At 58.1% G+C, this 13,193-nt stretch carries 12 protein-coding genes; 6 read left to right on the top strand and 6 right to left on the bottom strand.

What is annotated here, in order from left to right:
- Nucleotides 1–11 precede the first annotated feature (11 nt).
- Both FFH21_RS13130 and FFH21_RS13135 read right to left on the bottom strand, forming a co-directional pair.
- Nucleotides 12–1,286: a glucarate dehydratase family protein gene (locus tag FFH21_RS13130; protein WP_011168599.1), complete on the bottom strand. Its 1,275-nt coding sequence runs from the start codon at nucleotides 1,284–1,286 to the stop codon at nucleotides 12–14.
- A gap of 18 nt (nucleotides 1,287–1,304) precedes the next feature.
- Nucleotides 1,305–2,648, bottom strand: a complete 1,344-nt coding sequence (locus FFH21_RS13135; RefSeq protein ID WP_011168600.1) for an MFS transporter — start codon at nucleotides 2,646–2,648, stop codon at nucleotides 1,305–1,307.
- A gap of 138 nt (nucleotides 2,649–2,786) precedes the next feature.
- On the opposite strand from FFH21_RS13135, the gene FFH21_RS13140 reads away from it, so the two are divergent.
- Both FFH21_RS13140 and FFH21_RS13145 read left to right on the top strand, forming a co-directional pair.
- Nucleotides 2,787–3,686: a LysR substrate-binding domain-containing protein gene (locus FFH21_RS13140; RefSeq protein WP_011168601.1), complete on the top strand. Its 900-nt coding sequence runs from the start codon at nucleotides 2,787–2,789 to the stop codon at nucleotides 3,684–3,686.
- Between the two features lie 138 nt (nucleotides 3,687–3,824).
- Nucleotides 3,825–4,517, top strand: a complete 693-nt coding sequence (locus tag FFH21_RS13145; protein WP_002553487.1) for a hypothetical protein — start codon at nucleotides 3,825–3,827, stop codon at nucleotides 4,515–4,517.
- A gap of 18 nt (nucleotides 4,518–4,535) precedes the next feature.
- On the opposite strand, the gene FFH21_RS13150 is transcribed toward FFH21_RS13145, so the two are convergent.
- Entirely contained in the window at nucleotides 4,536–5,534 is a 999-nt protein-coding gene (locus tag FFH21_RS13150) for a nucleoside hydrolase (protein ID WP_004662185.1), read from the bottom strand.
- Nucleotides 5,535–5,781: 247 nt separating this feature from the next.
- Here FFH21_RS13150 and FFH21_RS13155 point away from each other — a divergent pair, with 247 nt between their 5' ends.
- Both FFH21_RS13155 and FFH21_RS13160 read left to right on the top strand, forming a co-directional pair.
- Nucleotides 5,782–7,752 carry a bifunctional diguanylate cyclase/phosphodiesterase gene (locus FFH21_RS13155; RefSeq protein ID WP_004665484.1) on the top strand — a complete coding sequence of 657 codons (1,971 nt, stop codon included), beginning with the start codon at nucleotides 5,782–5,784 and terminating at the stop codon, nucleotides 7,750–7,752.
- A gap of 73 nt (nucleotides 7,753–7,825) precedes the next feature.
- Nucleotides 7,826–8,494, top strand: coding sequence for a GntR family transcriptional regulator (locus FFH21_RS13160; RefSeq protein WP_011168602.1), 669 nt, complete (start codon nucleotides 7,826–7,828; stop codon nucleotides 8,492–8,494).
- Here FFH21_RS13160 and FFH21_RS13165 read toward each other — a convergent pair whose 3' ends face one another.
- The 3 genes from FFH21_RS13165 to FFH21_RS13175 form a co-directional block, all read right to left on the bottom strand.
- The gene (locus FFH21_RS13165; RefSeq protein ID WP_004665483.1) at nucleotides 8,495–9,445 is read right to left on the bottom strand and encodes a 2Fe-2S iron-sulfur cluster-binding protein; all 951 of its coding nucleotides are present in this window, start codon (nucleotides 9,443–9,445) and stop codon (nucleotides 8,495–8,497) included.
- Between the two features lie 73 nt (nucleotides 9,446–9,518).
- Entirely contained in the window at nucleotides 9,519–10,583 is a 1,065-nt protein-coding gene (locus FFH21_RS13170; protein ID WP_011168603.1) for an aromatic ring-hydroxylating dioxygenase subunit alpha, read from the bottom strand.
- A gap of 147 nt (nucleotides 10,584–10,730) precedes the next feature.
- Complete coding sequence (locus FFH21_RS13175) at nucleotides 10,731–11,618, bottom strand: LysR family transcriptional regulator (protein WP_004662195.1); 888 nt, start codon at nucleotides 11,616–11,618, stop codon at nucleotides 10,731–10,733.
- A 127-nt stretch (nucleotides 11,619–11,745) separates the two neighbouring features.
- Between FFH21_RS13175 and FFH21_RS13180 the strand changes: the two genes are divergently transcribed.
- On the top strand, nucleotides 11,746–12,501 hold the full coding sequence (locus FFH21_RS13180) for a gamma-glutamyl-gamma-aminobutyrate hydrolase family protein (protein WP_004667613.1): 756 nt from the start codon (nucleotides 11,746–11,748) through the stop codon (nucleotides 12,499–12,501).
- A gap of 127 nt (nucleotides 12,502–12,628) precedes the next feature.
- Nucleotides 12,629–13,177: a cupin domain-containing protein gene (locus FFH21_RS13185; protein ID WP_054088540.1), complete on the top strand. Its 549-nt coding sequence runs from the start codon at nucleotides 12,629–12,631 to the stop codon at nucleotides 13,175–13,177.
- Nucleotides 13,178–13,193: the final 16 nt, after the last annotated feature.

Raw genomic sequence — 13,193 nt, forward strand, 5'->3', positions numbered from 1 at the left:
CCCGGACGTACTCAGTATCTTGGTTTTACAGCTCTCCATTGCGGCTGGTACTTCTGCATCTGCTTCACATCATCGCGCTGACGAATGCCACAGCTGTGGTACTGATCGTTGAGCTTGCCGAGCTGGTCGTAATCCAGCTCAAGGCCAAGGCCCGGCGCGCGGGTGATGCTGACGCAGCCGTCGACAATCGGCAGCTTGCCGCCCTTGATGACTTCCTCGTCCGGTTCCTGCCACGGGTAGTGCGTGTCGCAGGCGTAGTCCAGATTGGGCACGGACGCAGCGACGTGGGCCATGGCCATGAGGCTGATCCCCAAATGCGAGTTGGAGTGCATCGACACACCGAGGCCGAAGGTGTCGCACATCTTCGCCAGCGCCTGGGTGTCGCGCAGGCCGCCCCAGTAATGGTGGTCGGCGAGTACGATCTGCACGCTGTCGAGGGCCACGCTGCGTCGGAATTCATCGAAATCGGTCACGACCATGTTGGTCGCCAGTGGCAGGCCAGTGCGCTTGTGCAATTCCGACATGCCATCCAGACCAGGGGTCGGGTCTTCGTAGTACTGCAGGTCATCGCCCAGCAGCTCGGCCATGCGAATCGAGGTTTCCAGCGACCAGTTGCCGTTGGGGTCGATGCGCAGCGGGTAGCCGGGGAAGGCTTTTTTCAATGCCTTGATGCAGGACACCTCATGTTCCGGCTCCAGCGCACCGGCCTTGAGCTTGATGCTTTTGAACCCGTAGGCTTCGATCATGCGCCGTGCCTGGGCGACGATCTGTTCTTCGCTGAGCGCTTCACCCCAGCTGTCGGGTGCGTAAGGCGCATCGGCATGCTGCGCGTATTTGAAGAACAGGTAGGCGCTGAAGGGTATCTGGTCACGAATGGCACCGCCGAGCAGGTCCACCAACGGCAGGCTCATGGAACGTGCCTGCAGGTCCAGAAACGCCACCTCGAATGCTGAATAAGCGTTGCTTACCGCCTTGCTGGCGTGCGAACCCGGTGCCAGTTCAGCACCGGCCAGGCTGGCAGGTTTGTGTGCCGCAACCGTCGCCTGAACGATGCTGCGCAGTTGATTGAGGTTGAACGGGTCGAGCCCGATCAACTGGTTCTGCACCTGTTGCTGAATGGCCAGCGCCGGGGCGTCGCCATAGCTTTCGCCGAGGCCGATGTAACCGTTGTCGCTTTCCACTTCGATGATCGAGCGCAGTGCGAAAGGTTCATGGATGCCACTGGCGTTGAGCAGCGGCGGATCGCGAAAGGCGATAGGGGTTACGGTCACGCGTATGATTTTCAAAGGGCGGTCTCCCGGTGATCAGGGTTTGAGGCTGGAAGGGGTGCCAGGTACGACGGCGCGGTGGGATTTGGCTGGCTCATCTCTGGACGGGCGGCGCAGGTCACCACGCGGGGTGGTGCGGGCAAAGAAAATCACGACGGCAGCGAGCAACGAGGTGGCAGCCAGTCCATAAAGACCACCCTGAATCGAACCGGTGGTCTGCTCCAGAAAACCGAACGTAGTGGGAGCAACGAAACCGCCCAGGTTGCCGATGGAGTTGATCAGCGCAATGACCGCTGCGGCAATGCGCGCCTCCAGATAGCCCTGAGGGATCGGCCAGAACAGTGCAGACGCGGCCTTGAAACCGATTGCCGCGAAACAGATGGCAACAAAAGCAAACACCGGACCACCAATGGTGGACATGAACATGCCGAAGGCGGCGATCACCAGCGTGACGGCGACCCAGGCCTGTTGGTGCTTGAAGCGTGCCGCCAGTGCGGCAAAGCCATACATGGCCACAATCGAGATGATCCATGGCACCGAGTTGAACAGCCCGACCTCAAAGTCGCTGAAACTGCCCATCTTGCGGATCATGCTTGGCAGCCAGAAGGTAGCCCCGTAAATGGTCAGCGCCACCGAAAAGTAGATGAAGCAGAACAGCAGGATCTGCCGGTCTGCCAGCAAGCGAAACACCGATGGCCTGACGGTCTGAGTTGCTTCGCGCAGACGTTGCTCTTCGGCTATGGCGGTGCTGAGTGCGGTTTTTTCTTCATCGCTGAGCCAGGTGGCTTGATGCGGGTGTGATTGCAGCCAGAACCAGACGAATCCGCACAGCACTATGGAAGCGAAACCCTCGATCAGGAACATCCACTGCCAGCCGTGCAGACTCAGGCCCTCGATGCCCAGGAGCGCACCGGATACCGGGCCGGAAATTACCGAAGCGATTGCCGAGCCACTGAGAAACAGCGCCATGGCCTTGCCGCGATCGCTGGAAGGCAACCATTGGGTGAAGTAATAGATGATGCCGGGAAAGAAGCCAGCTTCGGCGGCACCCAGAATGAAACGCAGCACGTAGAAACTGGTTTCACCCTGAACGAACGCCATGGCCATCGCGGCCGCGCCCCAGGTGAACATGATGCGGGTCAGCCAGGCGCGGGCACCGTAGCGCTGCAACAGCATGTTGGAAGGTACTTCGAACAGTGCATAGCCGACAAAGAACAATCCGGCGCCCAGCCCGTAGGCCGCCGCACCGATGCCCAGATCGGTTTCCAGATGACTGCGTACAAAACCGATATTGACCCGGTCGATGTAATTGACGATGAACATCACCACAAACAGCGGCAACACGTGGCGTTTCACCTTGGAGGCCGCACGGGCAAGCACCGTGGGGTCCGTAGTGCCAGGGACGGTATTCAAGGGCGACTCCCATTCATTGTTTTTTTGGGGATGAGTCGATCATGATGGGGTGTATTATTCCCGTCTAATCCAGTTAATGACTTGATTGATACCGGGAGTGGATCAATGTTCGAGCTTTCTCAACTGCGCTGCTTCACCACGGTGGCCACGGAACTCAATTTCCGGCGCGCTGCCGAACGGCTGAATATGACCCAGCCTCCGCTGAGCCGGCAAATCCAGATAATGGAGCACAATCTGGGTGTCGAGCTGTTCACGCGCAGCACCCGCAGTGTGGCCCTGACCGCAGCGGGCAGGGCGTTCTTCATTGAAGCGCAGACGTTGCTGGAGCGCGCGCAGCAGGCTGCCATCTCCGCGCGGCGCTTTGCCGAAGGCGATATCGGCTCGGTGACCATCAGCTTTGTCGGCAGCGCGGTGTACGAGTTTCTGCCCAGAGTGATCGCCGAGGCGCGGCTCAAGCAGCCGCAGGTAAAGATTTCCCTGACTGAAATGAACACCTATCAGCAGCACGAAGCGCTCAGGGCGCGACGCATTGACCTGGGGATCGTGCGAGCGCCGCTGTTTCAGCCCGGCTACGAGAGCGAATGCCTGGTGCGAGAGCCATTCGTGCTGGCGGTGCCGGGCAATCATCGGCTGGCTCACGCTGATTCAGTTACGGTGGCGGACCTGGAAGGCGCGCCGTTTCTGATGTATTCGCATTCGGCCTATCCACCGTTCAACGAACTGCTGACCGGTATGTTTCGTTCCGCACGAGTTGCGCCGGAGTATGTCCAATGGCTTGGGTCGTCACTGACTATTCTGGCACTGGTCAACGCCGGCATGGGCCTGGCACTGGTGCCGCGCTGTGCGACCAATGTGGTGTTCAAGGACGTCGTATTTCGTGACATTGACCTGGGCGAGGGTGTGCAGAGCGAGTTGCATCTGGTCTGGCGTGCCGACAATGACAATCCGGCGTGCCGGATGCTGCTCAAGGCCATTCGCGCGGCTGTCAGGGTGGATGAAAATTGACGCGAAAAACCTTGCGGTGCGTTGGCATCAACTATCATTCATTCAGTCGATAGTCATCATCAAGCAAGGCAAGTTCTGTTTTTCCGGCAAAGGAGGAGGATGGCGCCATAGCCACCTGCTCCAAAGGGAGACGACGCGATGAGAATGTTTAACCTGTTGACGTTTGCTGCCGTGCTAAGCACCAGCATGATGCTCACTGCGCCAGCCAATGCTGCCGTCTCGTCAGTCTCTACGGTATCAGAGCAGTCTTGCCACTTCATGCCGGTGGCCGACAGCGCCTCCAGTCTGCAACACACTCAGTCAGTGGGGGTGTTGTACAGCGAAAACACCGTCAGTAACCTTCAGTACCTGAACAACTATCACTCGGTAGCGCTCAGGAGCGGACAGAACGGCGCGCTCGATTCGCGTATCCGCAATGCATTCATCAGCAGTTCGGACCCGAAACTGGCAACCGACTGGCTGGTAGGCTCATTGCAGAAAGAATTCGCCTCGGTGACCGTTTACGACAACCTCGACGCGCTGATGAAAGCGCGCCCCGACGTGGTGGTGATGCTTGATACCTATAACCGTCTGGTAAGCAAGCGCAACAGTCAGGTCGAAGCGCGGTTCATGGCCCGGTTTTATGACACCAATCTGCAATACATCGGCAAGGCAGAAGGTGAGGTGGTCAAGGAGATGACCTCGGTCTGGGTGCAGGGCAAAGCTGCTCCAGAAATTGCCGCACAGATTGACCAGCAGCGTGAGCTGCAGGTCAATGCGCTGAAACAATTCGATGCATCGCTCAAAGCGCTGGTCATGCAAGCCGATAGGGCTCAGGTGGCGGCGAACTGAGTCTAGGCCGCGCCTGGTTCATGTCCGGTTGTTGATGACCTGAGCAAAATTCGCGCTGAACGCGAACTGCGACACACCCAGCACGGAGGTGATGGTTCGCGAACCGCTGCCTTGTAGTTGTATCTGTCCGCAGTGATTGTCCTGCGGTGTAATGCTCGTGTTGACGGACAGAAACTGCTCATCAATTTTCGTCGCTTCAATACCGCCTGCCATCAGCATCGTTGCCAGCGGATCGAATATCGGTACCGGATAACCTTCGGCGTGCGTGCCTGATTTGGTTTCAAGCACTTGCTTGACCAGCAAGGCGACAGGGTCGCTCGCCGTAATCTTTTGCGAGTAGCTCGCGTCGAGAATGACCTGGTTGCAGACGTCCAGCGGGACCAGGGTCAATGGCAGGCTCGACTGAAAAACGGTATCGGCCGCGACAGGGTCGACGAACACATTCCATTCTGCGTAGTGGTTACTGCTGTAGGCCTCACCCTGATCCCATTCCTTTTGAGCGTCGTTCAATGCAGCGACGTTACCGTCAACATAGACAGCCCCAGCCATGGCGACGATCTGCTCGATCATCTGGAAGTCTGCGGGTTGGTTACTCAGTGAGAGCATCTTCGCAATGTTGGTAAAGCCACCCAGCGAAAGAACAGTGATTTTATCCTGGCTGTTCTTCACGGCCTGATACATGAACTCCCACGCGGGAAGGTTTGATAACGCCGGCAAGGCAGCCGGATTGAGCGTTCCCAGAAGGCCCATGATGTCATTCATATCGTTTTTGAATGGTTGTGGAAACCGGTTGTCGTACTCAAGTGGCTTATCGGTGCCTTTTGCCACAACAGTACTGAGACGGTTGCCAATGCCCAGTAAATGCTGCGCGATGATGACGCCCCAGCCGAGATCCGTTTCGCCACATCCAGTGACCGTGATACCGACGATGTCGATGTCCGGCCTTTTCATCAGGTAGGCGATGGACAGTACGTCGTCCCAGCCCATGTCCGTATCGATAATGACTTTCCTGTTCATGGTAATGCTCCCTGCCCATAGGGGACGATTGAAAAGAGGAGTTTGCAAGCGTTTTAGATATACCCGAGCACCTGCTCGAAAAGGGTATCGCCTGTTTATTTCCATTAAACCGACGCATGGATCGGTTTTACCGTAAAGAATTAATCACACCTGCCGAGAGCATGACAAGTGGGCCGATCATTAATTGGCTCACATGATGAGCAGCAAGCCACGTGTGCTTTGATTGTAGTGACAGAGAAGCCTTGCGATGCTGAAAAAACTAGTGAGTGCCTTGCGCACCGTGATGTCTGTACCCGCTGATAATCCCAGGCTGTTGCAGGCCCAATACGTTGCGTTGTCCCGACAGCTGCCATTGATGTATTTCGTGCTGCTGGTCAACACCTGGGCGTTGGCATTCACCCATTGGGCAACTGCTCCGATGTGGCTGACCCTGCTGGTTCCGGCGCTGCTCACTATTGTTTGCGCTATTCGTGCGCGCAAGTGGCTGCTCACGGTAAACCGGCCGCCACCCGCGCCAACCACCATTCTGGCGACGTTGCGCGGGACCAACGGACTGGCAGGCGTGATCGCTGCCGGTTTCGCCGCCTGGTCGCTGTCGCTTTATCCCTATGGCGATGCCTATGCCCAGGCGCACGTGGCGTTTTTCATGGGCATCACCGTGATTGTCTGCATCTTCTGCATGATGCACTTGCGGCCTGCGGCGTTGACCACTGCAGTTGTGGTCAACACTGCGTTTGTTATTTTTTTCGCGTCGACGCACAACATTACTTTCATCGCCACAGCAGTGAACATCGTGCTGGTGTCGATTGGCATGCTGATCATTCTTCAGTATCAATACCGCGATTTCACCAGCCTGGTGAATGTGCAGATAAGAACCGAGCAACTGAGCAATGAGAACCTTCTGCTGGCCAATCAGGACAGTTTGACGGGGCTGCCGAACCGCCGACAGTTCTTTCAGACACTGGACACGGCCATGCAGGAGGCGCTGGCGCAGCGCACCGGGTTGGCGGTCGGCGTGCTGGATCTGGACGGGTTCAAGCCAGTCAATGACCTTTATGGGCATCGTACCGGCGACCGTCTGCTGATGCTGGTAGCCGAACGTTTGACCAGTGCCTCCAGCGATACAGTGCATGTGTCGCGACTGGGCGGTGACGAGTTCGCTGTGGTTATCAAGGGTGATATCAGCAACGATGCATTGTTGGCGTTTGGTAAACACCTGTGTGAACTGATGCATGAAAGCTTCGAGCTGTCGGACATGCCCATCCAGATTGGCGCAACTTTGGGCTTCGCTACGTTTCCGGCCACTGCAGACAATGCCACCCAACTGTTCGAGTTTGCTGACTACGCGCTTTATCAGGGCAAAGACCATAACCCCGGAACTACCTGCCTGTTCTCCGCCAGCCACCGCGAGCAGTTGCACGCCGATGGCGTAACCGAGCAGGCATTGCGGCGTGCCAATCTGGAGACCGAGTTCTACGTGCTGTTTCAGCCGATCATTGAAAGCTGCACACGCGAAACGGTGGCTTTCGAGGCTCTGGCCCGCTGGAAAAGTCCGGAACTGGGCTCGGTATCGCCTGCGCATTTCATTCCGATTGCCGAGCGAATCGGCATGATCAACAAGCTCACCGCACCCTTGTTGACTCATGCATTGAAGAGGGCCTTGTCATGGCCGGCGCCCATCAGACTGTCGTTCAACCTGTCGGCGCACGACTGCGCGACCTGGGAAAGTGTCAGTACCATTGTCGAGATCATCGAAAACAGCGGTTTCGATGCCTCACGGCTCGATCTGGAAATCACCGAAACGGCGGTCATGCAGGACATTGCCCAGGTACAGCAGGCTATTGCACAGTTCCGGCAACTGGGTTGCGGTATCTCGCTGGATGATTTTGGCACCGGGTACTCCAGCCTCAGTCAGTTGCATGCGCTGGCGCTGACCAAACTGAAGATTGACCGCAGTTTTGTAACTGGCGTGCATGACAATCCGGCGAGTTACAAGATCGTGAAATCGCTGGTTGCCTTGAGTCTGGACATGTCTCTTGGCTGCGTGATTGAAGGCGTCGAGACGCAGGATGAGCTGAATGCACTGACCAGCCTTGGGTGCACGATGGTGCAGGGTTATTTCTACAGTCCACCGATCAGTTTTGAACAAACCCTGGTGTGGATCGAAACGCCGGATGAGGAGCGCACCTTCGGTTATGCAGCCTCGTGCCGGATCTGATCGACTGCGCTTGAACCATTCCCCTGTGTACGTGGAGTAAGATGCGTTTTTCGATCTCCACGGAATCCTGTCAATGAGCAAACCCGGGCAGACCATTCTTGTTGCGTTGCGCAAGATGATTGCGTCAGGCGAGCTGTTCGGGGTGTCGCGCATGCCGGTGCGTATGGCGTTTCGTACCCTGGAGCAGGAAGGCCTGCTGGTGCCCTTTGGCGGGCGCGGTTTTCAGGTGCGCTCGATCACGCCGATGGAAATCGCCGGTGCGGTCGACGTGCGTGGTGTTCTGGAAGGTCTGGCGGCGCGGCAGATGGCCGAACGTGGCTTGACGCAGGAGGCTCGGGACGAGCTTGAAGCCTGCCTGGTGCAGGGCGATGCGCTGTTCGAAAAGGGTTATGTCACTGAGGATGATCTTGAGGTCTATCACGACATGAATATGCGCCTGCATCGAGTGATCGTGGCGGGCAGCGGTAATCGCGCCATTGCCGATGCGCTGGCACGCAACGACCATCTGCCTTTTGCCTCGGTGACGGCGCTGGCAGTGGATCGCGATAACCTGATTCGCGAATACCGGCGCTTCAATTTCGCCCACATGCAGCATCATGCGGTGGTGGATGCGTTAGTGAGCGGGCAGGGTGCTCGTGCCGAGGCGATCATGCGTGAGCATGCCAATGCTACCCTGCGCTACGCGGAGATTTTCGGTGCCGGTTTGAACGAGCGCATGAAGGTCATCCAGCGCTCGAACTGATCAGATATCGAGCACCAGCAGTGGGGTTTTCGAGCGTGAGCAGCATGGCGTGAACTGATCGTTGAGCGCCTGCTCGTCTTCAGTCAGAAACAGATCCCGATGATCCGGAATGCCCTTGAGGACGCGCGTCAGGCATGTGCCACACACACCTTGTTCGCACGACAGCGGAATATCGATGCCGTGGCTTTCGAGCACCTGGGCGACCGTCTTGTTGGCAGGAACGGCAAGCACCTGGCCGGTGCTGGCAATCTCGATAGAAAAGCTGCCGTCATTGCTGGTGTCCACCGGCTCTGCAGAAAAGTACTCCCGGTGCAGATTGTCTTCAGGCCAGCCGGCAGCACGGGCGCTGTCGAGGATGTGTTGCATGAAACCACCCGGTCCGCACACATACAGATGGGTATCGGGTTGCGGCTGGGCGAGTACATTGGCAGCATCCAGCGCGGTAGTGGGCTGTTCATCAAGGTGCAGCGTGACCCGGTCGGCAAATGATGAACGCTTCAGGCGCTCGATAAACGCGCCGCGCTCGACGGAACGAACACAGTAGTGCAATTCGAAATCGGCACCCTCCAGCGCAAGCTGTTCAGCCATGCACAGAATGGGGGTGATGCCGATGCCGCCGCCAAACAGAAGCGTGCGACGGCTGTTCCCGGCCAGCGGAAACAGGTTGCGCGGCTCGCTGATGCGTAGTTGCGCGCCTGATTGAATCTGCTCATGCAGGCTGCGCGACCCGCCGCGTGAAGCCGGATCGTTGAGGACACCAATCAGGTAACGATGACGCTCGTTCGGTGCGTTGCACAGCGAATACTGGCGGATCAGCCCGTCAGGCAAGTGCACGTCAATGTGTGCGCCTGCCGTGAAAGGCGGCAGCAACTCGCCATCGGCTCGCACTAGCTCGAAACTGCAGATATCCAGCGCTTCATCGTTACGTGATAGCACGGTCACGTCGATCATGGTATGTCCTCGGGTGACCGCAGCACGGGTCACTTCTGATTGTTTTCAACGCATTCGGGCTGGCAGCAGGCGGTCATTTAGTGGCCATTACTGGAATCTGTTCAGCTGTGCTGGCTCGTTCGGCAGCGATCAAGCGTTCCAGAATTTTGCGCGACTGCACACCGCCGGCGTCGATGTTGAGCTTGAGCAGGTTGCGCTGCGGGTGCTGAAGCAGGTTCTGTTGCTGGCGTTCAAGCATCTCCAGGTCTTCGCTGAAGATCTTGCGCTGCCCCTCGCGGATGGTGGCCGTCAGTTGCTCGTCAGCCGGGTTGAAGTTGCGCGCCATGCCCCAGAAGTACCAGATCGAGGTGTCGGTCTCTGGCGTGATGAAGTCGACAACGATGCTCGAGGCCTTGAACTCGTGAAGCGCGTGATAGCCGCCTTTGCCCGCGTGTGCTACGCCTACCTCGATGAGTACATGGCTGGGCGGGGTGAAGCGGCATATCTGCCAGCGATCGACTGGCACGTCATCGGCCAGGTTGTTGCCACGCAGCGCCATCTGCCAGAACGGCGGCGGCATGATGTTTTCCATGTGGCGCGCGGTAATGACTTCCTCGCCTTCAACTGTCGTGACAGGCGCTGCTTCGTCGATTTCCTTCTGGCCGATGCTCGACGCATGCACGTAGGTTTCGTGGGTGAGGTCCATCAGATTGTCGATCATCAGGCGGTAGTCGCACTGAATATGAAACAGACCGCCACCGTAGGCCCATTCGTCGCTGACCGCCCACTCCAGATGGTGGATGAGCGCCGGATCGGCCTTCTCCCGGTCGCCAGGCCAGACCCATATGAAGCCGTAGCGCTCGACCGCTGCGAAGGTTTTGTTGCAGGGGAAGCCTCGAACACGCTGGCCGGGCATCGCGGCGGTCTTGCCATCGCCGCCCATCACCAGCCCGTGATAACCGCATACCAGTTGGCCGTTCTCGACATAACCCAGCGACAGCGGAGCACCGCGGTGCGGGCAGAAATCTTCCAAGGCGACAACTTGCTGGTTCTGGTCGCGATAGAAGACCATCCTTTCGTTGCAGATCTGCCGGCCCAGAGGCTTGTCGGCGACTTCATCCGCTGTACAGGCGACGTACCACGCATTTTTCGGGTGCATGACGGTTCTCCACGGTTCGATTATTGGTCTTATGGATCCACAGAATGAATCATGTTGTTTTCCTCGTGATTATTAATGCCACAGGATCGAGATTAATCCAATGATTAATTTTGTTAACTATTATTTAGTGGATCCACAGGCTGGCGATCAGGCGGATCTGGACGCCAGCAATGCTGCTCGCAGACGGGGCGCGAGTGCTTCCAGAAGGGTCTGCACGGAGCGCAATGCGCGGCAGTCGGGACGGGTCAGTAGCCACAGATCGGTGCTGCACCCTTGCAGTGGTTCACTCAGCCGTTCCACTGAGCCAAGGCCCTGAATCGTGAAATCGGTCAAGGCCGCCACGCCCAGGCCGGCAGCGACCAGTTGAGAGACCGCCGACATGTTGCTGCAGCGATAGCGCGGGCTCACCGCCGGGAACGCCTGTTTACGCCAGATCACCGAGGTGTGGTCGGGCATCGAGTCGTCCGGGCTGATCCAGGGAATGGAGGCGGGGCTGTGCGTCAGTGCGTCGTGGTATTCTGGGCGGCCACAAATGAAGTAGTCCGCGCTGCCCAGGCATCGTCCGATCAGGTGTTCGGGCGGGGTATTGGTCAGGCGCAACGCAATGTCGGCGTCACGACGGCTGAGGTTGGCGAACGCATTGGAGGTGGCCAGTTCCAGCGTGAGAGCAGGGTACTGCGGCATGAAGTCCGCGAGCGTTGGCAGCAGCAGGCTGTGCAATACCGCGTCGGTGCACGTCAGGCGTACCGTACCGCTGACGACCTGTTCGCCTTGCTGCAAGGCAATACGGGCAGCGGCGAGTGCCTGTTCGGCGTGTTCCGCCTGCTCGGCCATGGCCTGGGCGGCATCCGTCGGAATGTAGCCGCGTCGGTTCTTTTCAAACAGCGCAGCACCAAGGGCTGACTCCAGGCGTCGGATCGAGCGGAACACTGTAGAAATATCAACGTGCAGCAAATCTGCAGCACGCGCCAGAGTTCGGCCGCGTACCAGCGCCAGTACCAGAGAGAGATCGGCATGGGTGATTTCATATTGCATCGCTGCATTGTTCCTTTGCCTGAATGCCTATGTTTGTTGCGCAGATGAGTATCCTAGACTGGTTTTATCCCGCCTGGATAGCGTCATATTGGCGTGCTGGCTCACCAGATTCACAAGGACTCAACGTATGTCACGACCTCCCTTGATAGGCGTTACTGCCTGCCGTCAGCAGTTGGGCAAGTACTCCTCTCACACCGCAGGCGATAAATATGTCGAGGCGGCTGCGTTTGCGGGTGTCCCGGTCATTCTGCCCGCGCTCGACGTGCCCACCGAGCCTGCGCAGTTGCTGGCCTCACTGGACGGTTTGCTGTTTACCGGCTCGCCGTCCAATGTCGAGCCGCATCATTACAACGGCCCGGCAAGCGTGGAAGGCACTGCCCACGACGTGTTTCGGGATCGCACAACATTACCGCTGCTCAGGGCCGCCATCGCCCAGGGTGTGCCGGTGTTATGCATCTGCCGTGGTTTTCAGGAACTGAATGTTGCACTGGGCGGCAGCCTGCATCAGAGGGTGCAGGAATTGCCTGGCTATCTGGATCACCGTGAGCCGCAAAGCGATGTGCTGGCTGTGCAATATGCGACGCAACACCCGGTGCAGGTGCGATCTGGCGGGGTGCTGGAGGCGCTCGGGCTGACCCCGGGGTTCGAGGTCAATAGCCTGCACAGTCAGGGTATCGATCGTCTGGCATCGGATCTGCGGGCGGAAGCACTGGCACCCGACGGTCTGGTGGAAGCGGTTTCCCTGCCCGGTGCGCCAGGCTTTGTGCTGGGCGTGCAGTGGCACCCGGAGTGGGAGTTCATGAACAACCCTGTGTCGCTGAACCTGTTCACGGCATTCCGTGAAGCCTGCCTGGCGTATGCCCGGAACCGTCAGGGCAGGTAGTGCGATGAGCTGCTGAGTGTTGCTGGCAAACGTGATTTAATATCCGGCTTTGCGGCCTTGGGCGATGGACAATCCATTCCAACTGGGCTTTGCTTCACTCATCGGATATCTTTCACACAAGGCCATTATGGATACGGGAGCACGACTCAAACTAGTGCGTGAAAGCTACAAGCTGTCACAGCGCGAACTCGCCAGACGCAGTGGTGTGACCAATGCCACGATTTCCCTGATTGAGCAAAATCGTGTCAGCCCCTCTATAAGCTCGTTGAAGAAGCTGCTTGAGGGCATCCCCATGACGCTTGCGGATTTCTTCACCTTCGACCAGCCACCGGGGCAGGATCAGTATGTATTCCGCGCCGGTGACCAGCCTGACCTGGGGCGTAACGGTGTTCGCCTGCTGCTGGTCGGCGCAACCCTGCCGAGCCGCCAGATGCGTTTTCTGCGCGAGCAGTACGCGCCGGGCGCAGATTCGGGTGAAGAGCCCATCGTCCACAGCGAAGGCGAGGAGTGCGGGCTGGTGACGCGCGACACCGTGGAGCTGACCATCGATGGGCAGGTTAATATTCTCGGTCCCGGGGACGGTTATTACTTCCCGACCACCTTGCCACACCGCTTCCGCAACATTGGCCAGGACGAGGCCGAGATCATCAGTTCCAACACACCGGCGAATTTTTAGCGCACAGCAGCCTGCT

It is taken from the genome of Pseudomonas sp. KBS0707 (assembly GCF_005937945.2).
Taxonomy (GTDB): domain Bacteria; phylum Pseudomonadota; class Gammaproteobacteria; order Pseudomonadales; family Pseudomonadaceae; genus Aquipseudomonas; species Aquipseudomonas amygdali.